The following is a 23,884-nucleotide window of genomic DNA, read 5'->3' on the forward strand; positions in this document are numbered from 1 at the left end:
GATCCCCCTAATAGCTGACGGTTCGTCAGATCGGCGCTACCGTGGAGGCCATGGAGACCTTCCCGAAGATCATCTCGGTGGACGACCACACGGTTGAGCCTCCCCACGTCTGGCGGGACCGGCTCCCGTCGAAGTACGCCGACGTCGGCCCCCGCGTCGTGCGCGCCCCCTTGAAGGAAATGACCTTCATGGGCGGCAGGTTCGCCCCGGTCATGGGAGCCAAGGGCGACGACGGACCGATCGGCGACTGGTGGGTGTACGAGGACCTGCACCGGCCGCTGACCCGCCTCGACACGGCCGTCGGCTACGACCGCGACGAGATACGCCTGGAAGTCATCACGTACGAGCAGATGCGCCCCGGCTCCTTCTCCGTGCCCGACCGGCTCGCGGACATGGACGTCAACCACGTCCAGTCGGCGCTGTGCTTCCCGACCTTCCCGCGCTTCTGCGGCCAGACCTTCACCGAGGCCAAGGACCGCGAGCTCGGGCTGCTCGGCGTGCGGGCGTACAACGACTGGATGGTCGAGGAGTGGTGCGGCCCCGAGGCGCGCGGCCGGCTCGTCCCGCTGACCCTCGTGCCGCTGTGGGACGCCCGGCTGGCCGCGGCGGAGGTGCGCCGCAACGCCGCCCGCGGGGTCCGGGCGGTCGCCTTCTCGGAGATCCCGCCGCACCTGGGCCTGCCGTCGATCCACACCGACGAGTGGGACCCGTTCCTGCAGGCCTGCGACGAGACCGGCACGGTCATCGCCATGCACATCGGCTCCTCGTCGAAGATGCCGTCGACCTCGGCCGACGCCCCGCCCGCCGTCGGCTCCACCATCACGTTCGCCAACTGCTGCTTCTCGATGGTGGACTGGCTGATGAGCGGCAAGTTCGAGCGCTTCCCCCGCCTGAAGATCATGTACGCGGAGGGTCAGATCGGCTGGATCCCGTACATCCTGGAGCGCGCGGACGTGGTCTGGGAGGAGAACCGCGGCTGGGGCGGCGTGGCCGACAAGGTCACCCGGCCGCCGTCGGAGCTCTTCGCCGAGCACGTCTACGGCTGCTTCTTCGACGACGCTTTCGGCCTGCGCAACCTCGACGCGATCGGCGTCGGGAACGTCCTGTACGAGACGGACTACCCGCACTCGGACTCCACGTGGCCGAAGTCGCGCGAGGTGGGCGAGGCGCAGATGGGGCACCTGGCGCCGGACGTGGTCGACCGGATCGTGCGCGGCAACGCGATCGACCTCCTCGGCCTGACGCCGGACGGCCTCTGGCCGGGCGCCTGATTCGTCAGAGGACCTAGGACGACCGCCGGTTCAAAGCGTCTGACCTGCTGTTACGTCCGGATCGCCGGCCCGCTCGCCCCCGGCTCGGGGCGGGCACCACCCGGGCGGGGGTAGAAGACAGGAGGAACGGAACAGACCTTGGGTACGGTTGGGGCGATGAGCGAACATGTCCGGACAAAAGCCACGACTGCCCGCCCGCGTGACCGCCGGCGCGGCGGCGGATGGTGGTGGGCCGCCGCAGCGGCCGGGATCACCGCCCTGCTCGGCCTCGGCGGCTGGGCCTACGTGGCCCACGACGGGCCCGGACCGCACCGGGCGGCAGCCGGCCGCCCGGACGTCGGGGGAGCGCCTCCCGGCGGCTCGGCCGCCGCCGCGTCCCCCGTACGCGGCGGCCAGGGAGCGTCCGGCCCGCCGGGGCGGGCCGCCCCGCCCCACCCCGGTCCGCCGCACGCCGCCACCCCCGGCCGCATCCCCGGCATCAGCCGCGCCACCCGGGGCCGGATCCCGGCGGACTCGCTCCAGGCCCTCGTGGTCAGGGGCGACGGCGAGGACTCCTCGTACAACACCGTCACCCTCTACACCCGGACCCCCGGCTCCCCCGACTGGACCCCGGGTCCCAGCTGGAACGGCCGCAACGGGGCGAACGGCTGGTCCACCGACCGCAAGGGCGGCGACCTGACCTCGCCCGTCGGGGTGTTCCGCCTGACGGACGCCGGCGGCCTGCTGCCCCCGCCGCCGGGCACCAGGCTGCCGTACGACGAGAACGAGGGCTTCGTCGCGTCCGGTCTGGGGGTCGAGGGGGAGTCGCTGGAGGGCTCCTTCGACCACGTCGTGGCCATCGACTTCAACCGCGTGCCCGGCACGTCCCCCCTGGACGCCGAGAAGCCCGAGGGTGAGGACAAGGGCGGCAACATCTGGCTGCACGTCGACCACGACGGCCCTTCCCAGGGCTGCGTCGGCATCCCGAAGCGGGCCATGGAGAGCCTCCTTCGGACCCTGGACCCCGCCCGGCACCCGGTCATCGTCATGGGTCCCGCCGGGGCCTGATCCCCGCCCACCACCTCGCAGGACCAGGCCCGGCGGTCGCCGTCCAGGTGCCCGAGGCGGGCGAAGCTCCCCTGGCCGTCCCGTGGTGTGTGGGGGAGCCTCTTGAGGCGTCATGGCAGGCTGGTCCGGGCCTGCCTCCGGTCCAGCGTGCCACCCCCGTCAAGCGCCTCCCCCACACACCACGGGACGGCCTGCCGGGGGCTTCGTTCGCTTCGGCCGCCCGGTGCGGGGCCGTTCGTGCCGGGCTCCGTCTCGCGGCACCACCCGATTGCGCCGGCCGCTCCGGCCCACGGTCCGGGTGCGCACCTCGTGCGCGCCCGGGTCTTGCCTGACGGGGCGTCAGCTACCAGCATGGGCTCCGCACGCACTGATATGACGAATCGTCAGGTGAGGTGGAAGGCGGGGCGGAGCCCATGGCGCGCGTGTTTCCGGAAGGCCGGCTGGTGTACGGGATGCAGCTCCCGATCCAGTCGCAGAGCACCATCTACGCCGAGCCCTGGGAGGCCGCCGCCACCCCGGGCGACCTCTTGGAGATCGCCCGGGCCGCGGACCGGTCCGGTTTCGGCTACCTCGCCTCGTGCGACCACGTGGCCATCCCGCGCCGGCTCGCCGGGGCGATGAGCACGGTCTGGTACGACCCGGTGGCCACGCTGGCGTTCCTCGCCGCCGCCACCGAGCGGGTCCGGCTGCTCAGCCACGTCGCGATCGTCGCCCTGCGCCACCCGCTGGCGACCGCCAAGCAGTACGCGACCCTCGACCACCTCTCCGGCGGCCGGCTGGTCCTCGGGGTCGGCGCGGGCCACGTACAGGAGGAGTTCGAGGCGCTGGGTGTGGACTTCGCCCGCCGCGGCCCCCTGCTGGACGAGACCGTCGACGCGCTCAGGGCGGCGCTCGGCCCGGCGGAGTACCCGGAGTTCGAGGGGCCGAGCCTGTCCTTCCGGGACCTGGGCCAGCTGCCCCGGCCCGCGCAGGAGCGGGTGCCGGTGTGGGTCGGCGGGTCCTCGCCGGCGGCCGTCCGGCGCGCAGCCGTGCGCGGTGACGGGTGGCTCCCGCAGGGCGACCCGCGCGAGGCCCTGCCGGCGCAGATCGGCCGCATCCGGCAGCTGCGCGAGGCGGCCGGCGTCACGGACCCGATCGAGATCGGGGCGATCACCGAGCCGTTGTACGTCGGCGAGCCGTCGTGGGCGACGGGCCGCCGCACCCGCACCGGCAAGCCGGAGGAGCTGGCCGAGTCGCTGCGGGAGTACCGGGCCCTGGGCGTGGACCAGATCCAGGTCCGGTTCCGCAGCCGCGACCGGGCCGAACTCGTGGACCAGATCACGGCTTTCGGCGCCGAGGTCGGCCCGCTCCTCAACGCCTGAGGCGCCCTCTTCCATCCCTCATCAAGGAGTACACCCATGGGCAAGCTGGACGGACGCGTCGTCATCGTCACCGGAGCCGCCCGCGGCCAGGGCGAGCAGGAGGCGCGGCTGTTCGCCGCCGAGGGCGCCCGCGTGCTGCTCGGGGACGTGCTGGACGACCAGGGCCGGGCGGTGGCCGGGGAACTGGCCGCGGACCTGGGTCCCGACCGCGTCCGGTACGTCCACCTCGACGTGAGCAGCGAGGAGGACTGGTCGGCCGCGGTCGCCGCCGCGAAGGACGCGTTCGGCGGCCGGATCGACGGCCTGGTCAACAACGCCGGCATCCTGCGCTTCAACGAGCTGACCGCGACGCCGCTGGCCGAGTTCCAGCAGATCATCCAGGTCAACCAGATCGGCGCCTTCCTCGGCATCAAGCACGTGGCCCCCGAGATCGCGGCCGCGGGCGGCGGCACGATCGTCAACACCTCCTCCTACACGGGCCTGACCGGCATGGCCTTCGTCGGCGCGTACGCCGCCACGAAGGCGGCCATCGTCGGCCTGACCCGGGTGGCGGCGCTGGAGCTGGCGGTCAGGAACATCCGCGTCAACGCCATGTGCCCCGGCGCGGTGGACACCCCCATGGCCAACCCGGCCCTGCTGGACCCCGACGGGCCCTCCGCGGAGGCCACCGAGGCCATGGCGGACCTGTACAAGCGGGTGGTGCCGCTGGGGCGGGCCGGGCTGCCCGAGGAGGTGGCCCGGCTGGCGCTGTTCCTGACCGCCGAGGACTCGTCGTACATCACCGGCCAGCCGTTCGTCATCGACGGCGGCTGGATGGCCGGCGTCAGCGTGCTCTGAGGTGCGCGCCCCCGCGTCCCCCGCATCCCCGACCCGCACCCGCCCCCCTATCTGATGGATCGTCAGGTATTGACGGTCCCGGCCCGCGGTGGAACAGTCGACTGCATCGTTATCTGACGGTCAGTCAGAAGTCAAAGGACGGTGAACCCCCTTGGAATTCGGTCTCTTCGTGCAGGGATACGTGCCTGAGGCGCGGTCCAAGGTCGACCCCGAGGCAGAGCACAAGGCGCTGATCGAGGAGACCGAGTACGTCATCCAGGCCGACAGGTCGGGCTTCAAGTACGCCTGGGCCTCCGAGCACCACTTCCTGGAGGAGTACTCGCACCTGTCGGCGAACGAGGTCTTCCTCGCCTACCTCGCCCACGCCACCGAGCGCATCCACCTCGGCTCCGGCATCTTCAACCCGCTCGCCCCGGTGAACCACCCGGTGAAGGTGGCCGAGAAGGTCGCGATGCTCGACCACCTCTCCAGGGGCCGCTTCGAGTTCGGCACCGGCCGCGGCGCCGGCAGCCACGAGATCCTCGGCTTCCTCCCCGGTGTGACGGACATGAACCACACCAAGGAGATCTGGGAGGAGACCATCGCGGAGTTCCCCAAGATGTTCCTCCAGGAGGAGTACGAGGGGTTCCAGGGCAAGCACTGGTCGCTGCCGCCGCGCAAGATCTTCCCGAAGCCGTACGGCAAGGCCCACCCGGCCATGTGGTACGCCGCCGGCTCGCCGTCCTCGTACGCCATGGCCGCCAAGAAGGGCCTGGGCGTCCTCGGCTTCAGCGTCCAGAAGGTCTCCGACATGGAGTGGGTGCTGGAGCAGTACAAGACCGCGATCCAGGAGGCCAAGGCCATCGGCGCCTTCGTCAACGACAACGTCATGGTCACCTCGACCGCGATCTGCGCCGAGACCCACGACAAGGCCGTCGAGATCGCCGTCAACGCCAACATGAACCGCTTCCAGTCGCTGGTCTTCCGCTACCACGACACCTTCCCGCGGCCCGAGGCGATCCCGCAGTGGCCCGAGATCCTCCCCGAGTACAACGCGGAGATCATCGAGCTACTGATCGCCGAGGAGCTGCTGATCTGCGGCGACCCGGGCGAGGTGCTCGCGCAGTGCAAGCGCTGGGAGCAGGCCGGCGCCGACCAGCTGTCCTTCGGCCTGCCGACGGGCGTCTCGCACGAGGACACGATGAACACCATCAAGCTCATCGGCGAGCACGTCATCCCGAAGGTCGACACGGACCCGGTGCACCGCACCACGCGCTTCCGCGAGGCCGCCGGGGCGTGACGGCGTAGCCCCCGTACCGGGGCCCCGTACCGGGGCGGTGTCTTCCCGGACCACCGCCCCGCAACCGGCCGGGGCGCGTGCGGCAGCGGCCTGTCGTACGCGCCCCGGCCCGCTCACGCCACCGGCCGCAATGCCAGGAAGGACGCCATGCTCGACCACCTGATCAAGGGCGCCACCGTCGTGGACGGCACCGGCGCCCCCGCCGTCACCGCGGACGTCGGCCTGCGCGACGGCCGCATCGCCGTCATAGCCGAGCCCGGCACCGTCACCGAACCGGCCCGCACCACCGAGGACGCCGCCGGCCTGGTGCTCTGCCCCGGCTTCGTCGACCCGCACACGCACTACGACGCGCAGCTCTTCTGGGACCCGTACGCCACCCCGTCCCTCAACCACGGCGTCACCACCGTCGCCGGCGGCAACTGCGGCTTCACCCTCGCCCCGCTCAACCCGGACCGCCCCGAGGACGCCGACTACACCCGCCGCATGATGAGCAAGGTCGAGGGCATGTCCCTGACCGCCCTTGAAGAGGGCGTCGACTGGAGCTGGCACACCTTCGGCGAGTACCTGGACGCCCTGGAGGGCCGGATCGCCGTCAACGCCGGCTTCATGGTCGGCCACTGCGCCCTGCGCCGCCACGTCATGGGCGCCGACGCGGTCGGCGGGCAGCCCACCCCCGCCCAGCTCGACGAGATGCTCCGGCTCCTCCACGACGCCATGGACGCCGGCGCCTGGGGCCTGTCCACCACCCAGTCCGCCACCCACTCCGACGGCGACGGGCGGCCGGTCGCCTCCCGCCACGCCCGCCCCGACGAACTCCTCGCCCTCTCCCGGGCCGTGGCCGACCACGAGGGCACCCAGCTGGAGGCGATCGTCGCGGGCTGCCTCGACCAGTTCTCGGACGACGAGATCGACCTCTTCGTCGAGATGTCCGCGGCCGCCGGCCGGCCCCTCAACTGGAACGTCCTCACCGTCGACGCCGCCGTCCCCGAGCGGGTGCCCCGCCAGCTGGTCCCCAGCGAGCGGGCCCGCAAGGCGGGCGGCCGGATCGTCGCCCTCACCATGCCGATCCTCACCCCCATGAACATGTCGCTGGGCACCTTCTGCGCCCTCAACCTCATCCCCGGCTGGGGCGAGGTCCTGGGCCTGCCCGTGCCCGAGCGGATCGCGAAGCTGCGCGACCCCGACGTACGCGCCGAACTGCTGCGCCGCGCCGACAGCAAGGAGGCCGGCGTCTTCCGGCGGCTGGCCAACTTCGGCCGCTACGTCATCGGCGACACCTACAGCCCCGCCAACGAGGGCCTGAGCGGCCGGGTCGTGAAGGACATCGCCGCCGAGCGCGGCCAGGACGCCTTCCGGTGCCTGGTGGAGATCTGCGCCAACGACGACCTGCGCACGGTCCTGTGGCCCATGCCCACCGACAACGACCCGGACAGCTGGACCCTGCGCGCCGAGACCTGGCAGCACGAGGACGTCCTCCTCGGCGGCTCCGACGCCGGCGCCCACCTGGACCGCATGTGCGGGGCCCCGTACACCACCCGCTTCCTCGGCGACTGCCTGCGCGGGCGCCGGCTGGTCCCGCTCGAGCAGGCGGTGCGGATGCTGACCGACGACCCCGCCCGGCTCTTCGGGCTGCGCGAGCGCGGCCGGATCGCCGAGGGCTACCACGCCGACCTGGTGCTCTTCGACCCGGAGCGGATCGAGGCCGGCCCGGCGACCCTCGTGCACGACCTGCCCGGCGACAGCCCGCGGCTGGACTCCAAGGCCATCGGCGTGGTCTCCGTACGCGTCAACGGCGTCGAGGCCATCCGCGACGACGTCGTCACCGGAGCGCTGCCCGGCACCGTGCTGCGCTCGGGCCGCGACACGAGGACGGTGAGCACGCGATGACCGCGGACGCGCAGGCGCTGTACATCGGCGGCGCACGGGTGGCCCCCGACCACGGCCACTACGACGTCGTGGACCCCGGCGACGAGAGCGTGGTCGGCCGTGCCCCCGAGGCCTCCCCGGACCAGGTGCGCGCGGCCGCGGCCGCCGCCCGCGAGGCCTTCGAGACCTGGTCGCGCACCCGCCCCGAGGAGCGGGCCGCGATCCTCGACCGGGCCGCGGACCTGATCCAGCAGCGCTACGAGCCGCTGGTCCGGCTCGCGCAGGCGGAGACCGGCGCCCCCACCGGCATCGCCCGCGGCATGCAGGTCGGGGTCGGCATCGCCCGCTTCCGCCGGTACGCGCGCGGAGCCCTCGAACCCGTCGAGCGCGGGCTGCCGCCGCAGGTCACCGAAGCCGGCCCGATGGGGCCGGCGGCGGCCCTGGGCGCACTGGAGGTGCGCCAGCCGGTCGGCGTGGTCACCTGCATCACCTCGTACAACAACCCGTGGGCCAACCCGGCCGGCAAGGTGGCCCCCGCGCTGGCCATGGGCAACACGGTGGTCGTCAAGCCCGCACCGCAGGACCCGCTGTCGGTGTTCGCGATGGCCGAGGCGCTGCACGAGGCCGGTGCCCCGCCCGGGGTCGTCAACGTCGTGAACGGGCAGTCGGTGGCCGTCGGCGAGGCGGCCGTCGACTCCCCGGACGTGGACATGGTCTCCTTCACCGGCTCCACGGCCGTCGGCCAGCGGATCGCGGAGGTCTGCGGGCGCGGGATGAAGCGGCAGCTGATGGAGCTCGGCGGCAAGGGCGCGGCGGTGGTCTTCGACGACGCCGACCTCGACGCGGCCGTCATGGGCATCGGCACCACCTTCTCCTTCTACAGCGGGCAGATCTGCACCGCCCCGACCCGGGTCGTCGCCCAGCGCGGCGTCTACGACCGGCTGATCGAGAAGCTCACCGGCTACCTAGCCTTCATGAAGGTGGGGGAGCCGGCCGCGCAGGGCACGGTCGTCGGCCCGGTGATCTCCGCCGCGCACCGCGACCGCGTCGAGTCGTACGTCGAGCTGGGCCGCAAGGAGGGCGCCCGGCTGGTCGCGGGCGGCACCCGGCCGGCGGTCCGCGAGGACGGCAAGGGCTTCTACGTCGCCCCGGCGCTGCTCGCGGACTGCACCGCGGACATGCGGGTGGTCCGGGAGGAGGTCTTCGGGCCGGTGGTGGTGGTCCTGCCCTTCGACGCGGAGGAGGACGCGGTACGGCTGGCCAACGACAGCGACTTCGGGCTGCTGAGCTACGTGTGGTCGGGGGACGTGGCCCGGGCGTTCCGGGTGGCGCGCCGGCTGCGCGCGGGCGGGGTGGGCGTCAACACGATCGGCCGCAACATGGAGGCCCCGTTCGGCGGCTTCAAGCGCAGCGGGGTCGGGCGGGACGTCGGCTCGTACGCCCTGCACGCGTACAGCGAGGTGCAGTCGATCGTGTGGACGACGTAGGCCCTGTGAAAATTGCCACGGGAAATTTTCGAACCGGGCGAAACGGACAGAGCTGCGATTTCCGTATACCGGAACACGGTGTCCGACCTCATGGAAGCGATGGTCCGTGAGGTCGGATGCCTTCCAATGCATACCCATGCGGGGGTGACTCCTGTGAATCGCAAGAGCATCTTCGCCGCCGGGAACCGGACTTAGAGCCTCCGAATATGGAAACCGCAGCGTCTAACGTCCCTTCCCATGACACAGCTGGACGTACGGCCCCAGGCCGGAGGCACGGTAGGCGGAACCGCCGGAGGTGGCGACCGGTCCACCGAGGCCCCCGGCGGCGGCGTCCGGGGCAACGGTCCCGGCGACGTCCGCGGCAAGGGCCTCGGCAAGGGCTCGGTCGGCCTCGTCGGCAGTGCCGTCATCGGCATCTCCACCGTCGCCCCCGTCTACTGCCTGACCTCCACCCTCGGCTCCACCGCCGGCGAGGTCGGCGTCCAGATGCCCGCCGTGTTCCTCGCGGGCTTCCTCCCGATGCTCCTGGTCGCCTTCGCGTACCGCGAGCTCAACAAGGCCATGCCCGACTGCGGCACCTCCTTCACCTGGACCGTGAAGGCCTTCGGCCCCCGCGTGGGCTGGATGTGCGGCTGGGGCCTGGTCATCGCGACGATCATCGTGCTGTCCAACCTGGCCGGCGTCGCGACCTCCTACTTCTGGCTGCTCGCCGGCGAGATCACGAGCAACCCGCAGATCGCGGCCCTCGACGGCAACAAGGCCGTCCACATCGCGACCTGCCTCACGCTCATCGCCGCCGCCACCGCCGTCAGCTACCGCGGCATGACCGCCACCAAGGGCGTCCAGTACACGCTGGTCGGCCTCCAGCTCGTCGTCCTCGCCGTGTTCGTCGCCCTGGCGGTCCAGAAGGCGCGCTCCGGCGCCGTGGCCGACCTGTTCGACACCGGGGCGGACTTCTCCTGGCAGTGGCTGAACCCCTTCGCGGTCAAGTCCTTCGCCGCCTTCACCGCCGGCCTGTCCCTCTCGATCTTCATGTACTGGGGCTGGGACGCCTGCCTGGCCACCAACGAGGAGACCACCGGCTCGGCCAGGACCCCCGGGCGCGCCGCGCTCATCGCGATGCTCGTCCTCGTCGGCTCGTACCTGGCCACCGGCATCGCCGCGCAGATGGCGGTCGGCTCCGGCACCACCGGCCTCGGCCTCGCCAACCCGGAGACCTCCTCCAACGTCTTCGCCGCCCTGGCCGGCCCCGTCATGGGCCCGGTCCTCGGCATCGCGCTCTTCGTCGCGGTCCTGGCCTCCGCCACCGCGTCCCTCCAGACCACGTTCATCCCGGTGGCCCGGACCGTCCTGGCGATGTCCACGTACGAGGCCCTGCCGACCTCCTACGCCGAGGTCCACCCGCGCTTCAAGACGCCCGGCCGCGCCACCGTCACGGCGGGCGTCGCCACCGGCGGGTTCTACACGGTCATGAGCCTGGTCAGCGAGAACGTCCTGGTCGACACCATCTACGCCCTCGGCCTGATGATCTGCTTCTACTACTCGCTGACCGCGTTCGCCTGCGCCTGGTACTTCCGCAAGGAGCTCACCCGCTCCGGCCGCGACCTGCTCTTCAAGGCGGTCTTCCCGGTGCTCGGCGGCCTGCTGCTCGCCACCGTCTTCGTCAAGACGCTGGTCGACATGTGGAACCCCGCGTACGGGTCGGGATCGTCGGTCCTCGGCGTCGGCAGCGTGTTCGTGATCGGGGTGGGCCTCCTCGCCGTGGGTGCGGTCCTGATGGTCCTCTTCGCCCGGCGCAGCCCCGCCTTCTTCCGCGGCGAGGTCCTCACGAAGTCGACCCCGTCCCTCGTGGTCGAGGACTGACCCCCGTCCCCGGTCGCGCGATGGGCCCCGCGGGGCGATGTCCCCTCCCCGCCCCTTCCCGTAACCGTGGCTTGCGACCACGGACGCCGCGTCCAGCCGGGCTCCACCCGGGAAACCCCCGGCGCTGCGCTCCGGGTGCGCTCAAACGCCGCGCGGGCTGGATATGCCGGCCCGTCTCGGACGCCGCGCGGGCTGGGTGCGCCGGTCACGGCAGTTCCGGCCCCGCCGGCGTTCGTCCCGGCAGTTCCGGTCCCGTCGCGGTTCGGTCGGGGCGATTCCAGCCTCGCCGGCGTTTGAGGCGCGGGGTCCGGGGCGGAGCCCCGGGAGGCCGGCGCGGAGCGCCCGGCCCGGGCGGAGCCCGCCCGGCGTCCGCGGGCCTGGGGTCCGGGGCGGAGTCCCGGGGAACGGGGGAAGGGCGGGTAGGGGACCGGCCCCGCAGGGCAACGGCCCGCAGCCGACCCGCGACGGCAAGCCGAGGGGTAAAGGCCGCACAACGAACCCGACCCGGTAGTGGCACGCGTACGCCCAATGGTGGGACCTCCACCGCCACCCCCGGTGACCGGGCCGACCCCGCTTCGTTGTCCGGGGCATGGACCTCAAGAACCACAAGACCCTCAGCACCGTGAAGCGCGCCGCCGCCGCGATCACCCTCGCCGGCGCCGCCCTGGGCCTGGCCTCCACCGCCGCCCAGGCCGCCCCGCTGCCCGAACTCCCGAACGTCCCGCTGGCCGGCATGCCGGACGTCCTGGACGTCCCCACGGCCGGTGTGCCGGACCTGACGGGTGCGAAGCTCCCGGCGCTGCCCGCAGCCGAGGTGACCTCCCAGGTCCTGGACCTCGCGGAGAACCCGGACGAGGCCGTCGAGCAGGCCGAGTTCGCGACCGTCGCCGCCGACGAGGCCCTCGGCGCCACCCTCGGCGACGCCGCCCCCGCGCTCACCCCGCCGCTGAAGGCGGCCGGCGGCTGGGCGAGCGGCAGCATCGACGGGCTGTAGCCCCGGCCCGCACACCACGCCCCACGCGCTGTACGGTCCGGCGGGCTCCCCGGCAGCGCCCGGTCCCCAGGGGCCCTGTCCCGCCGACGTGACCCCGCGAGCAGCCCGGCCGAGCCTTCCCCGAGCCCCGGCCGCCCTCGCGGGGTCACGCCCTGTGTTCCGCCTCCCCGGCCCCCGCCCCGTCTCGGGCCCCGGCCCGTGCCCGGCCCAGGCCCTGGCGCGCGCGGCTCAGGCGCCCGGGGCCGCCAGGACCGCGAAGACGCCCCGGAACTCCGCCGGCCCGGACGGCAGGCGCCAGGCCGCGGCCACGTGGCCGCGCCGCTCCTCGGTGTCGGAGCCCGCCCCCAGGACGCGTACGACCTGCGGCTCGGCGCCGTCGCCCGGGCCGGCTCCCGCGCCGGTCGCCCGTACCACCACCGTCGGGTCGGGGGTGTCGCTCAGGCTCTGTGCCTGCGCCACGGCCCGCCCCTCGAAGAGGGCGCGCAGCTGCCCGGTGAGCACCGGGTCCTGCGCCCCGTCGTAGATCCACCGCGTCCCGAGCACCCCGTGCTCGGACGTGCCGATCAGCGCGGCCTCCGCCCCGTCCAGCGGCGCCCCGCGGTAGGTCATCGGCACGTGGTAGACGACCGGTTCGGGCCCCGAGGCGTCGGCCACGGCCATGAACTCCATGCCCACCTCCCCCTCGGGGTCGTCGAGCCGGAACCCGCCCACCCGCGTCAGCAGCGGCTCGAGGGCGGGGTCGCCGGCGTACCAGGGCTGCACGGGCAGCCATGCCGCCAGCAGCTCGGTCTTGGTGGGACTCATGGTGGTGTGGTGGATGACAGCCATGCCCTCATCCTGCCGTTCGGGGGACCTCCGAGGCCCTGGAATTACGTCGGGGTCGGGGGAGGGCGGGAGGGGGAGGGGTGACGGCTGCCGCGCCGGGGCGCTACGGCCAGAACTGGGCCAGTGCGCCCTCCTTGTACGGGGTCGGGCTGACGCTCAGTTCCCCGGCGAACGGCCGGTCCAGCACCAGGACCAGCAGCAGGCTGAAGCCGATCAGCGCCGCCACGGCCGACACGAACAGCAGCTGCATGCGCAGGCTCCGCAGCCCGAACAGGAAGGTGAGCGGCAGGATGACCAGCGCCCCGCCGTAGACCAGCACCTGCAGCAGGCCCGGGAGTTGGCGCTCGGCCATGGTCACGCGGGCCCGCCGCTGGGCGGCGGCGTCGTTGAGGCGGGCGGCGGCCTCCTCGTAGAAGGTCTGGGTGCGCGACGTGGTCGGCTCGTACGCCTGCAGCGCCCGGTACATGCCCTGCACCTGGCCGGAGGTGGTCTCGTAACTGGGTGTTCCGGCCTGCATCTTGGGCCACTGGACGGTGACCACCGCGTGGACGTAGTCGCTGACGGAGCGGTTGATGCGGGCCCCGTCGGCGGGCGGGAAGGACTCGGCGCTGCGGACGATCAGCGCCAGGTCGGTGGACTCGCTCGCGATGACGTTCTCGGCGGTCTCCAGCTGTGTCCACAGGTTCACGACGACGAAGGCCAGGATGATGCCGTAGATCGCGCCGAACATGCCGAGCGCGACCCCGACCATCTCGTTGTGCTCGCCCTGGGCCAGGTGCGGGAAGCGGCGCCGGGCGGCGATGCTTCCCGCGACGGCCAGGAGGACGATACCGCCGACCATCAGGACGGCGAGGAGGAACGTACCGACGTTGTTGAGCAGCCAGAGCACCATGCCCTGGTCAACGACGGGCGGGGCCGGGGGTACGGGTGGTTCCGGGGTGGGTGGGGTGGGTGGGGTGGGTGCTGTCCGGTCCGGCTCACTCCATCGTTCCGTTGAGGAGGGCCGCGGCCGAGCACTTGGAGGGCGCCGGGGCGGCCGGGGGGCGGCCCACGGTGCGGCACGTGAGGGTGATCGTGACCTCCTGCTTCTCGGCCGCCAGGAGCCCCGAGCCCCAGTGGAAGTCCTGCTCGCGGAAGTTCTCCAGGGCCGGCGCGAGGAGCGGCTTGCCGCCGACCGAGAAGACGACCGAGCCGTTGTCGCCCTGCGGGTTCTCCAGGATGAGGCCGGTCAGGCGCAGCACCTTGCCCTCCGGGACGGTGTACGTCGCCGTGTCCGAGCCGCCCGCGGCAGCGGAGGCCGTGAGGCGGGCCGAGAACAGGGCGGCCTGCGGCTGCGGACCGGGGCCCTCGCCCGGCTTCTTCGGCGAGGGGGAGGGGGAGGGGGAGCTGCCCGGGCCGCCTGGCTTCCCGCCCGGCTTGCCGTCCGAGCCGCCGTCACCGCCGCCCGCCTTCTTCGCGTCCTCGGCGGCCTTCTTGGCCTCCTCCGCCTTCGCCTGAGCCGCCTTGACCGGCTCCTTGACGGCCTCCTTGGCCGCCGACCGGACCACCGGCCGCAGCACCCCGAACCACAGCCCGGCCAGTACGGCCGCCAGCGCCACCGCCGCCAGCACGGCCTTCAGCAGCCCGGGCGAGAGCACCGGGCGCTGGAGCAGGCTGCCGTCCAGCGTGGCGGGCGCGACCTCGGGGGCGCCCTCCGGGCCGGCCGCCGGAGCGGCGTGCAGCTGGAACGCGTGCGGGACGGGTGTGCCGCGCCACAACCACCGCTTGGGCTTCACCGGCACCTTGACGAACGCCGCCCGGCCCGGCTCCACGAGCGTGGGCCCCGAGGGCAGACCGAACTTCAGGAGGTCACCGGCATCCTTGCCCGAAAGGGCAACCGAGAGCGGATAGTTGCCGCGGTTGTCGAGCGCGACGCGGTACCCGGCGCCGGTGCGCCCCGTGCCCATGCGCGGCGTGAGCTCCGCGGCGAACTCGGCGTACGGGCGGACGTGCAGCACGCCCTCGGGCACCGTGGCGTGCTGCGGCTGCTCCTGCGGCAGCACCCGTACCCCGTACGTGAGCTCGCCCGGCGCGACGGTCGTGTCGCGCGGCGGGCGGACGACCAGTTCCACCTGACCTGCCGTGTTGGGGTACAGCGATATCGTCGCCGGCTCCACCACCGACCACCGGGCCGCAGGCCCGAGCACCTCGAAGCTGTACGCCTCGACGACGTTCCCGCTGTTGCGCAGCTCCAGCGGGATCCGGACCTCCTCCCCGGGCAGCACCGAGGTCGGGGAGGCGTCCAGGTGAGCGGAAGTGGTCATGGTCAGGACGGTAGGGACGGGGGTGTGGGGACGCCGGATCCGGACGGACACACGCGAGGGCATGCTGCGTTGCCCGTTGAGTCCTCGTTAAGTGCCTGCTGACTGCCCGGGTGTTCACTGGACGCCGCAGAGGGGACAGGTGGGCTCTCGCGCGGGCGCGGGGCGCCGAGCAAGGGGGGTACGTGCCATGCGGTACCAGGGTGAGAGCGGTGCGGAGCGGGTTCCGGTGCGGCTGACCGCACAGGACCCGATCTCGCAGGCGGGGCTGGCCGGCCAGCTGCGCACCTGCCCGGAGCTGCGGCTGCTGGGCGAGGAGGACGGCACGGGGGACGACCGGCCGTACGTGGCGGTGGTCTCCGCCGACCGCGTCGGGGAGGCCGAGCTGCAGACGCTGCGCCGGTTCCAGCGGGCGGGCCAGGGGCGGATCGTGCTGGTCGTCACGGAGATCGACGACGGCGGGCTGGTGGCCGCGGTCGAATGCGGGGTGGTCGGGGTCGTCCGGCGGGCCGAGGCGTCCGCCGAGCGGCTGGTGCAGGTCATCACCGCCGCGGCGCGGGGCGAGGGCAGCGTGCCGGCGGACCTGCTGGGCCGGCTGCTGGACCAGGTGGGGCGGCTGCAGCGGCAGGTGCTCGACCCGCGGGGGCTGGCCTTCACGGGGCTCGCGCCGCGCGAGATCGACGTCCTGCGGCTGGTCGCGGAGGGCAGCGACACGGCGGAGATCGCGCGGGCGCTGGCCTTCTCGGAGCGGACGGTGAAGAACATCCTCCACGACGTCACCACGCGGCTGCAGCTGCGGAACCGCTCGCACGCGGTGGCTTACGCGATGCGGCAGGGGTTCATCTAGGGGCGTGCGGGTGAGGGGTCGGGGTGGGCGCGCTTCGTGGGCCGCCCCGTGGTGTGCGGGTCCCCTCGCCGCTTGACGGGGCATGGCCTGCAGGCCCTGCGGCAGGCCCACCTCTGGGGCTTCGGGGCTTCGCCCTGGCCTTCGGCCACCCCAGACCCGGGCCCGCCTCCGGACCAGCCTGCCATGCCCCGTCAAGCGGCTCCCCCACACACCACGGGGCGGCCCACCGGGGCTTCGGTTCGTTCGGCCGCCCTGGGCGGGGGTGCTGCTCGGACCGGTCGTGCACCGAGGGGCCCGCGGCGGTGGGGCGGTCGGGGCGGGACGGGTCGGTGCGGGGGATCGGGGTTGCCTCTTCGGGCTGCTTGGGCTGCCCGAACCGCTGCCCGGTCTCCGGGTGATGGGGAGCGGGGAGCGGGACAGGGTTTCGGGTGAGGAGGTCTGCGTGCGACGACGTGTACGAGGAGACGGCCGGCCGGTCGGCGGCGCAAACCGGCCCGCTCCGGCCGTGCTCCCGCGCCCCGGCAGGCCCGCGCGCTCCGGCGCCCGCTTCGGGCGCTGCGGGCTCGTGTTGGCGCTCGCCCTCGCCCTGGTGGGGGCCGTGCCCGCCGCCGCGCCCGGTGCCGGCGGCCCGGCCGCCGCGCCGTCGCGGGCCGCGGTCGCCGATCCGCCGCCCGACCCCGGGCGGATCGCGTACGTCGGCGACGGGTGGCACCACGGCCTCGTCACCGTCGGCCCGCGCGGCAGCCTCGCGCCCGCGCTGCCCGTCGGGGTCGCCGGTAACGACTGCGAGGCTTCCGCCCGCGGCGACGACCTGGTCTGGGTCAGCGACCGCGACGGCGACGCCGAGGGTGTCTACCGGCGCACGGCCGACGGGGCCGTCCACCAGGTGCTGCGCAAGCCCGCGGTCGGCTCGGAGCCCGGGTGGCGCCTCGTCCACCCGGTGCTCTCCCCGGACCGCCAGTGGATCGCGTTCGTCGGCTGGCAGGGCGACGAGGGGGACGGCACCCGCTCCTCCGCCGGTCGTTGCGACGCCGAGCGCGGTCTGACCGAGCGGGACGCGCGCCCGTCCGTATGGGTGGTGAAGGCCGACGGCAGCGGTGCCGGGCTGCGCGAGGCCGTGGCGGACGCCGACTGGTTCGACTGGTCGCCGGACGGCACCGAGTTCGTGTTCACCCGCGACGGGGTCGCGTACCGGACCACCGTCGCGGCCGGCGGCGCGCAGGTGCGCGTCACCGGCGACGAGGAGGGGGTGGCCAAGCCGGCCTGGGAGCCGGCCGCCCCCGGCTCCGAGGACCGCATCGCGTACGTGAGTTGGCGCTGGATCGACGACGACCCCGGGTGCGGGACCGCCTGCGTGACCCGCGGGCGCCCGGCCGACGGGGCCGGGGTGCGGGCCGCGGCCGAGCGGCGCCGCATGGTGCTGGCCACCGTGCCGGCCCGTCCCGGTGATGCCACCCCCGAGGTGCTCGCCGTCGGCGACGGGTACACCCAGGCGCGGTCGGGCGTGGCCTGGTCGCCCGACGCGAAGACGATCGCCTTCCTCTCCGCCGAGCCGTACCTGGTCGACGCCACCGCCCCCGCCTGCGGCACCTGCGCCGGCACGCCCGTCTTCGACCCGGACGCCGTGGTCGGCTACGAGACGGAGTCCGTGACCTGGTACGGCCCGGCGGCCGGCGGGGACGGCGGGCCGGTGCTGCTGCTCGGCGGGACGGACCCCGAGTCTACGAACATCGAGAACTCCCGCCCCGTGCTGCCCGCCGACCGCCTCCAGCTCCGCGCCCTGCAGGGGCGGGAGTACGACCTCGCCGACCCGGCCTACTCCCCGGACGGCACGGCCCTGGCGTTCGTGGCGAGCGCCTCGACGCCGTCGGAGGCCCCGGACGAGCAGCGCATCCTGGTGGGCGGCCCCGAGGACCTGGCGGCGGCCGTCCGGCTCACGTACGAGGACCCGGAGAGGGAGCTGCCGGACGAGCGCCAGTCCCGGCCCGCCTGGTCGCCGGACGGCACGAAGCTGGCCTTCGCCCGCTGGGGCGACGAGGGCCAGTCGTACGCGCGGATCACCGTCGTGGACGTGTCCGGCGGGGCGGCGCACGCCGAGTTCCTGTACGACGTGCCGTGGCGGCTCCCGGCGCCCGGGTACGCGTGCGACTCCGACGACCGGGACCCGGCCTGGTCCCCGGACGGCACGCGGTTGGTCTTCTCGCGCTGGAGCAGCTGCCGGCTGGTCGACGAGCCGGGGCTGCGGGCCGTCCCGCGCGCGCCGGCCGCGACCCCGCCGGCCGCGACCCCGCCGGCGGGGGACCGGTCGCCCGGGGCCGTACCGCCCGGGTCGGGGGCTCCGGGCCCCGCGTCCTCCGGTCCCGCGTCCCCGGGTTCCCCGACCGCCGGTTCCCCTGCCTCCGACGCCCCGTCGTCCGGGTCCGGGCGCGCGGGTGCCGCGCCCCCGGGGCCGAGCCCGGCGGCCCCCCGCACCGGCGCCGTCGCCCCGGCCGCCGGCCGGGCCGCCCCCACCCCCGCCCCGCTCCTCACCGGAGACCCCGGAGACCAGCGCGACCGTCACATCTGGAACGCCGAGGCCTTCATCCCCAGCGAGGAGCACATCCCGCGCCAGTTCGACGTCACGGCCCGGCAGTGCGGCAGCCCGGGCTGCCTCGTCGTGGACGTACGGCCCGCCTGGAACTGGGGCGACGGCACCATCGCGTTCGTCCGCCAGGCCACGCTCAGCGGTCCCGGCCTCGGGGCGGCCGCCCCGGCCGCGCGCCCGCGGGCCGCCGGCGCGCCCGCGGTCGCGCTGGGTTCCGGCTACGACGGCCCCCGCGCGGTCCTGCGCATGAAGGCCGACGGCACCGGCTGCACCGGCCTGCTCCCGCGGCGCACCGACGACTGCCCGCTCGCGCCCTCCGAGCTGCCCGGCGAGGACGGGACGGGCTGGTCGTACGACGAACCCGACAACCCCGCCTGGACCCCCGACGGGCAGCGCCTGGCCGTGGACGTCCTCGTCACCGGCCACGACAGCGACGCGAACCCGCGCACCCGGCGCCTGATGACCCTCGACCCGGCCGCCCCCGCCACCGCCCGGATCCTGGCCGGCAAGCTCTACAACGGCCAGTCCCAGCCCACCTGGGAGCCCGGCTCCGACCTGCGCGCGTCCCTCACCACCCCCGACGACCCGCTGCTGCTGGGCGGCACCGCCACCCTCGTCCTGGAGGTGTGGAACCGCGGCAACGCGCCCGCCCCCCGCGCCCGCGCCCGCTTCACGCTGCCGCCCGGGATGGAGGCGGCCGGCCCGCCCGTGCCCCCGCCCGGCGGCGGCACCTGCGGGCCCGACCTGGTCTGCGACCTCGGCACGCTCCCGAGCGGCACCAGGACCCGCATCGAACTGAAGGCCAAGGCCGTCGCGAAGGGCGCGCAGACCGTCACCGCGGCCGCGGAGTCCGGCCTGCCCGACCCCCGACCGGGCGACAACACCGTGACCCTGTCGGTGAACGTCGTCGTCGCCGACCTCGCCCTCACCGCCACCGCCACCCCGCCCGTCGTCGACGTGGGCGAGCCGTCGACGGTCGTGTTCACGGTCCGCAACCTCGGCACCGCCGGCGCCCAGGACGTCCGCCTGAAGCTGACCGTCCCGCCCGGCCTCACCCTCGTGTCCGGGACGGCGTGCCCGCCCACCGGCTGCGCCCTCGGCACCCTCGCGCCCGGCGCCGTCCGCACCGTCACCGCCGCCTACACCGCCGCGGCCGCCTTCTCGGGCAGCATCGACGGCACCGTCAGCACCGGCACCCCGGACGACGACGGCGAGAACGACGAGGCCTCCGTCGACCTCACCGTTGTCGACCCGCGGCTGCCCGACCCGACCGTGACCGTCACCGCGACCCCGCCCGTGATCGCCACCGGGCACCTGGCGACCCTCACGTACACGGTCCGCAACGCCGGCGACGCCCCCGCCCGGGACGTCCACCTGACGACCCTGCTCCCGACCGGGGTACGGGTGGTCACCGCGAGCCCGCCGTGCCCGGCCCCCACCGGCTGCGCGCTCGGCGACCTGGCTCCCGGCGCCACCGTCACCGTCACCCGTACCGTCACCGCCGACGTCGCCCTCGACGGCGCCGTGGCCGGTACGGTCACCACGCCCGGACCCGACGCGAACCCGGCCAACAACAGCGCGAGCACGCCGTTCGGCGTCCGCCGGGTGACCGACCCGGGCACCGACCCGCCCGGCCGGCCCCGCCCCGGCCGGCCCGACCCGGCGGTCGCCCTGAAGGCGGCCCCGCGCACCGCGTACGCGGGCGGCCGGTTCGACGCCGAGGTCGTCGTCCGCAACGAGGGCCCGCGCCCGGCCACCGGGCTGCGCCTGGTGGTGGCCGTGCCGAGCGGGGTGCCCGTGCTCAGCGCCTCGCGCCCGGAGTGCCTCACGCCCGCCGGCTGCCCGGTCGCGGACCTGGGCTTCATGAAGCGGGCGACCGTACGCCTCGTCCTGGGCGCCGAACACGCCCTGACCGGGGCGGTCACGGCGACCGTGACGACCACGGGCGGCGACTCGAGGCCCGGCAACAACAGCGCCCGCGCCCCCCTGACGGTCCGCGAGCCGCTGCTGCGGCTCGTCCCGCCGGCCGGACCGCCCGGCGCGGTGGCCCAGGCCTCGGGGGAGCAGTTCCCGCCGGGCGTGGAGCTGCGGCTGCGGTGGAGCAAGGGCGTGACGGTGGCGTCGGCGCCGGTGGTGGTGCGGGCGGACGGCACGTTCTCCGCGCCGATGCTGGTGCTCGTCCAGGACGCGCTCGGGGAGCGGCGGCTGAGCGCCGCCCAGGCCGGCGTACGGGCGCCCGCGCGGGCCCTGTTCCGGCCGGTGACGGCGGACTACCTGGTGGTGCCCGGCGTACTGCAGCCGGGGGACTTCCAGTGGCGACGGTGACGGCCGGCGGGCCCGGCGGCGGGGGCGTGGCGTGATCCACGAGGTGGACGAGGCGCTGCGGGCGCTGGTGCGGGCCGAAGCGGTGGGGGAAGGCGCGGACGTCGACGTGGTCTTCGAGGCGCCCACCCGCGACTGGGCGGCCCGCCGCAACACCCCGACCGTGAACCTGTACCTGTACGACATCCGCGAGGACATGCGGCGCCGGTCGCGCGGGCGCCGCAACATCTACGACGAGCAGGGCCGGGTCACCGCCCGCACCCTGCCGCCCCGCTACTTCAAGCTGTCGTACCTGATCAGCGCGTGGACGCAGCGGCCGGAGGACGAACACCGGCTGCTGTCCGCGCTGCTGGCCTGCTTCCTGCGGCACGACGCGCTGCCGGCGGCGGGGCTCGGACCCGAGCTGGCCGGCACGGGCCTGCCGGTGCCGGTGTCGATCGCGCTGCCGCCGCCGGAGGACCGGGCGTTCGCGGACGTGTGGTCCGCGCTGGGCGGCGAGCTGAAGCCCTCGCTGGACGTGGTGGTCAGCGCGCCCGTGGCGACGGCGCCGGTGTGGGACGCCGGGCCGCCGGTCGAGGACGGGCTGGTGGTGGACCTGTCGGACGTGGCGGCGGGGGCGGGCCCGGGGCCCGGCGCCCCGTCCGGGAGCGGCGGCGGGGGCGGGAGTCCGGGTGCGGACGAGGGGCCCGGTGGGCCGGGTGCGGGTGCCGGGGCCGGTGGGTCGGGTGCGGGCGTGCCGCGGGCGCGGGGGCCGCGGACCCGGCGGCGTGGCTGATGGACCGCTACCTGCTGGGGCGCCTGGCGATCGTGGAGGCCCGGGTGCGGCGGGCCGTGGCGGCGCGGCGCGCCGGGGACCCGGAGGCCGACGATCCGTTCCGGGGCCTGTACCTGTCCGACGAGACCGTACGGCGCATCCTCGACGACCCCGGCGCGCCGATGGGCCCGGACGAGGTCGACGCGCGCGCCCTGGCCGCCCTGCCGGCCCCAGGTGACTCCCGTCTCGGGCTGCTCGTACGGAACTTCGGCCTGGGGGCGGGCGGCCCCGCCGGCGCGGGCGCCGAGGGCGGCGAGGGCGGGCCGGGCGGCGAGGGCGACGTGCTCGGGGGCGTCCCGGGCGGTCTGGACGCCGAGCTGCTGCTCATCGCGCTCGCGCCCGACCTCGACCGGCGGTTCGAGCAGCTCTACGGCTACCTCAACGACGACGTGACCCGGCGCCGCCCGAGCGTCGGCCTCGCCCTGGCCCTGTGCGGGGTACCGGCCGCCTCGGCGGCCGCCCGGGCCCGGCTGTCGGCCGCCGGCCCGCTCGCGGCCCGTGGCCTGCTGCTCGTCGAGGAGCCGGAACGCCCCTTGCTCAGCCGGTCGTTGCGGGTGCCCGACCGGGTCTCGGCCTACCTGCTCGGCGACGACTGCCCCGACCCGGCGCTGGCGGACCTGCTCGCCCCGGGCCACCCGGGACGGCTGCCCGTCGACGCGCTCGGCGACCTGCCGGACCGGCTCGCCGCCGCGCTGCACGCCCCGGGCCTGGTCTACCTGCGGGAGCCCGCGTGCGGCGTGGCCCGCGCGCTGGCCGTGGACGCCCTGGCCCGGGCCGGGCACCGGGCACTCGTCCTCGACCCGGCGCGGCTGGCCCGGCAGGCCGACGCCGACGGGCTGGTCGCCGCGGCCGGCCGGGAAGCGGCACTGACGGGCGCCGGGCTGGTGGCGGGGCCGGTGGAGGCGCTGGCGGAGAAGCCGGAGCTGCTGCGCGCGCTGACGGCGCTGGGCGGGGCGCACGGGACGTCCGGCGCGGCCGGATACGGCGTACCGGTGCTGCTCACCGGGCAGGCCGGCTGGGACCCGGCCTGGTCCGGGCGGGTGCCGCTGCTGGTGGAGGTGGCCCGCCTGGGCGCGGCGGCGCGGGCGTCGCTGTGGGAGTCGGTGCTGGGGGCGCCGGCCGGGCCCGCCGTGTCGGCGTTCGTGCTGAGCCCGGAGCAGATGGAACGGGCCGCCCGCACGGCCCGCCAACAGGCCGACCTGGCGCGCGGCGGCCCGGGCCCGGAGCCGGCCCCCGTGCCGGACGCGTACCTGCTGCAGGGCGCGCGGGCGCAGAACACCTCCGGTCTGGAACGCCTGGCCCGACGGATCGGCCCGGGCGTCGGCTGGGACGATCTCGTCCTGCCCCAGCCCGTCCTGGGGCAGTTGCGCGAGCTCGCCGCCCGCGCCCGGCACCGTGACCGGGTGCTCGGCGACTGGGCGATGCGGCCCGGCGGCGGGCGGGGCCGCGGGGTGATGGCACTGTTCGCGGGCGACTCGGGGACCGGCAAGACCATGTCCGCGGAGGTGATCGCGGGTGCGCTGGGCCTGGACCTCTACACCGTGGACCTGGCCACGGTCGTGGACAAGTACGTGGGCGAGACCGAGAAGAACCTGGAGCGGATCTTCACGGAGGCGGCCGGGGTGAACGGCGTCCTCCTCTTCGACGAGGCCGACGCCGTCTTCGGCAAGAGGTCGGAGGTCAAGGACGCGCACGACCGGTACGCCAACGTCGAGAGCGCGTACCTGCTCCAGCGGATGGAGACCTTCGACGGTCTGGCCGTCCTCGCCACCAACCTGCGCGCCAACCTCGACGAGGCGTTCACGCGCCGGCTCGACCTGGTCGTCGACTTCCCGTTGCCGGACGCCGTGCAGCGCACGGCGCTGTGGGACCGCTGCCTGGGGTCCGCGCTGCCGCGCGGGGACGACCTGGACCTGGTCTTCTGCGGGCGGGCCTTCGAGCTGGCCGGCGGCGACATCCGCTCGGCGGCGGTGACGGCGGCCTACCTCGCGGCCGACGCGGGCCGGCCGGTGGGCATGGCCGACCTGGTCGCGGCGGTGGCGCGGGAGTACCGGAAGCTGGGCCGGCTGTGCCTGGCCTCGGAGTTCGGCCCGTACCTCCACCTGGCCCGCTGACCGGGCCGGGGACCGGCTGGTCCGGTCGGTGCGGTCCGTGCGGTCAGCACGGTCATCGCCACCGGCCGGGCGC

General features: G+C 74.8%; 16 protein-coding genes. 13 read left to right on the forward strand and 3 right to left on the reverse strand.

Features of this window, described 5'->3' with window-relative positions:
* Positions 1-50 precede the first annotated feature (50 nt).
* The 9 genes from ACIQCH_RS12125 (at position 51) to ACIQCH_RS12165 (ending at position 12,005) form a co-directional block, all read left to right on the forward strand.
* Positions 51-1,271: an amidohydrolase family protein gene (locus ACIQCH_RS12125; RefSeq protein ID WP_402580551.1), complete on the forward strand. Its 1,221-nt coding sequence runs from the start codon at positions 51-53 to the stop codon at positions 1,269-1,271.
* 156 nt (positions 1,272-1,427) lie between these two features.
* Positions 1,428-2,318 (forward strand): hypothetical protein, encoded by an 891-nt coding sequence (locus tag ACIQCH_RS12130; RefSeq protein WP_402580552.1) that lies wholly within the window; start codon positions 1,428-1,430, stop codon positions 2,316-2,318.
* Positions 2,319-2,731: 413 nt separating this feature from the next.
* Positions 2,732-3,679 (forward strand): TIGR03619 family F420-dependent LLM class oxidoreductase, encoded by a 948-nt coding sequence (locus ACIQCH_RS12135; protein WP_402580553.1) that lies wholly within the window; start codon positions 2,732-2,734, stop codon positions 3,677-3,679.
* Positions 3,680-3,715: 36 nt separating this feature from the next.
* Positions 3,716-4,516: an SDR family NAD(P)-dependent oxidoreductase gene (locus tag ACIQCH_RS12140; RefSeq protein ID WP_402580554.1), complete on the forward strand. Its 801-nt coding sequence runs from the start codon at positions 3,716-3,718 to the stop codon at positions 4,514-4,516.
* 151 nt (positions 4,517-4,667) lie between these two features.
* Positions 4,668-5,795 carry an LLM class flavin-dependent oxidoreductase gene (locus ACIQCH_RS12145; RefSeq protein WP_402580555.1) on the forward strand — a complete coding sequence of 376 codons (1,128 nt, stop codon included), beginning with the start codon at positions 4,668-4,670 and terminating at the stop codon, positions 5,793-5,795.
* Positions 5,796-5,942: 147 nt separating this feature from the next.
* On the forward strand, positions 5,943-7,682 hold the full coding sequence (locus tag ACIQCH_RS12150) for an amidohydrolase family protein (protein WP_402580556.1): 1,740 nt from the start codon (positions 5,943-5,945) through the stop codon (positions 7,680-7,682).
* Positions 7,679-9,148, forward strand: coding sequence for an aldehyde dehydrogenase family protein (locus ACIQCH_RS12155; protein ID WP_402580557.1), 1,470 nt, complete (start codon positions 7,679-7,681; stop codon positions 9,146-9,148). Before ACIQCH_RS12150 ends, ACIQCH_RS12155 begins: the two co-directional genes overlap by 4 nt.
* Before the next feature lie 237 nt (positions 9,149-9,385).
* Positions 9,386-11,011, forward strand: a complete 1,626-nt coding sequence (locus tag ACIQCH_RS12160) for an APC family permease (protein ID WP_402580558.1) — start codon at positions 9,386-9,388, stop codon at positions 11,009-11,011.
* 589 nt (positions 11,012-11,600) lie between these two features.
* A complete protein-coding gene (locus ACIQCH_RS12165) occupies positions 11,601-12,005 on the forward strand; it encodes a hypothetical protein (RefSeq protein ID WP_402580559.1) in 405 nt (134 codons plus the stop codon).
* Positions 12,006-12,233: 228 nt separating this feature from the next.
* Here ACIQCH_RS12165 and ACIQCH_RS12170 read toward each other — a convergent pair whose 3' ends face one another.
* The 3 genes from ACIQCH_RS12170 to ACIQCH_RS12180 all read right to left on the reverse strand — a co-directional run bounded on the left by ACIQCH_RS12170 (position 12,234) and on the right by ACIQCH_RS12180 (position 15,133).
* Positions 12,234-12,833, reverse strand: a complete 600-nt coding sequence (locus ACIQCH_RS12170) for a 1,4-alpha-glucan branching protein (protein WP_402580560.1) — start codon at positions 12,831-12,833, stop codon at positions 12,234-12,236.
* A gap of 100 nt (positions 12,834-12,933) precedes the next feature.
* Complete coding sequence (locus ACIQCH_RS12175) at positions 12,934-13,722, reverse strand: hypothetical protein (protein WP_402580561.1); 789 nt, start codon at positions 13,720-13,722, stop codon at positions 12,934-12,936.
* An 85-nt stretch (positions 13,723-13,807) separates the two neighbouring features.
* The gene (locus tag ACIQCH_RS12180) at positions 13,808-15,133 is read right to left on the reverse strand and encodes a hypothetical protein (RefSeq protein ID WP_402580562.1); all 1,326 of its coding nucleotides are present in this window, start codon (positions 15,131-15,133) and stop codon (positions 13,808-13,810) included.
* 187 nt (positions 15,134-15,320) lie between these two features.
* On the opposite strand from ACIQCH_RS12180, the gene ACIQCH_RS12185 reads away from it, so the two are divergent.
* The 4 genes from ACIQCH_RS12185 (at position 15,321) to ACIQCH_RS12200 (ending at position 23,811) form a co-directional block, all read left to right on the forward strand.
* Positions 15,321-15,977 carry a response regulator transcription factor gene (locus ACIQCH_RS12185; protein ID WP_402580563.1) on the forward strand — a complete coding sequence of 219 codons (657 nt, stop codon included), beginning with the start codon at positions 15,321-15,323 and terminating at the stop codon, positions 15,975-15,977.
* A gap of 442 nt (positions 15,978-16,419) precedes the next feature.
* Positions 16,420-20,886, forward strand: coding sequence for a hypothetical protein (locus ACIQCH_RS12190; RefSeq protein WP_402580564.1), 4,467 nt, complete (start codon positions 16,420-16,422; stop codon positions 20,884-20,886).
* A 31-nt stretch (positions 20,887-20,917) separates the two neighbouring features.
* Positions 20,918-21,658, forward strand: coding sequence for a DUF4255 domain-containing protein (locus tag ACIQCH_RS12195; RefSeq protein WP_402580565.1), 741 nt, complete (start codon positions 20,918-20,920; stop codon positions 21,656-21,658).
* Complete coding sequence (locus ACIQCH_RS12200; RefSeq protein WP_402580566.1) at positions 21,658-23,811, forward strand: ATP-binding protein; 2,154 nt, start codon at positions 21,658-21,660, stop codon at positions 23,809-23,811. Before ACIQCH_RS12195 ends, ACIQCH_RS12200 begins: the two co-directional genes overlap by 1 nt.
* The last annotated feature ends 73 nt before the right edge of the window (positions 23,812-23,884 follow it).

The organism is Streptomyces sp. NPDC093225, from assembly GCF_044753805.1.
GTDB lineage: Bacteria > Actinomycetota > Actinomycetes > Streptomycetales > Streptomycetaceae > Streptomyces.

What these genes read in the sequence shown, in the direction of transcription:
- ACIQCH_RS12130 (WP_402580552.1), top strand. Translation starts at nt 1,428, where the DNA reads ATGAGCGAACATGTCCGGACAAAAGCCACGACTGCCCGCCCGCGTGAC.
- ACIQCH_RS12175 (WP_402580561.1), bottom strand. Translation starts at nt 13,722, where the DNA reads ATGGTGCTCTGGCTGCTCAACAACGTCGGTACGTTCCTCCTCGCCGTC.
- ACIQCH_RS12160 (WP_402580558.1), top strand. Translation starts at nt 9,386, where the DNA reads ATGACACAGCTGGACGTACGGCCCCAGGCCGGAGGCACGGTAGGCGGA.
- ACIQCH_RS12185 (WP_402580563.1), top strand. Translation starts at nt 15,321, where the DNA reads ATGCGGTACCAGGGTGAGAGCGGTGCGGAGCGGGTTCCGGTGCGGCTG.
- ACIQCH_RS12125 (WP_402580551.1), top strand. Translation starts at nt 51, where the DNA reads ATGGAGACCTTCCCGAAGATCATCTCGGTGGACGACCACACGGTTGAG.
- ACIQCH_RS12170 (WP_402580560.1), bottom strand. Translation starts at nt 12,833, where the DNA reads ATGGCTGTCATCCACCACACCACCATGAGTCCCACCAAGACCGAGCTG.
- ACIQCH_RS12200 (WP_402580566.1), top strand. Translation starts at nt 21,658, where the DNA reads ATGGACCGCTACCTGCTGGGGCGCCTGGCGATCGTGGAGGCCCGGGTG.
- ACIQCH_RS12135 (WP_402580553.1), top strand. Translation starts at nt 2,732, where the DNA reads ATGGCGCGCGTGTTTCCGGAAGGCCGGCTGGTGTACGGGATGCAGCTC.
- ACIQCH_RS12165 (WP_402580559.1), top strand. Translation starts at nt 11,601, where the DNA reads ATGGACCTCAAGAACCACAAGACCCTCAGCACCGTGAAGCGCGCCGCC.
- ACIQCH_RS12150 (WP_402580556.1), top strand. Translation starts at nt 5,943, where the DNA reads ATGCTCGACCACCTGATCAAGGGCGCCACCGTCGTGGACGGCACCGGC.
- ACIQCH_RS12180 (WP_402580562.1), bottom strand. Translation starts at nt 15,133, where the DNA reads ATGACCACTTCCGCTCACCTGGACGCCTCCCCGACCTCGGTGCTGCCC.
- ACIQCH_RS12140 (WP_402580554.1), top strand. Translation starts at nt 3,716, where the DNA reads ATGGGCAAGCTGGACGGACGCGTCGTCATCGTCACCGGAGCCGCCCGC.
- ACIQCH_RS12155 (WP_402580557.1), top strand. Translation starts at nt 7,679, where the DNA reads ATGACCGCGGACGCGCAGGCGCTGTACATCGGCGGCGCACGGGTGGCC.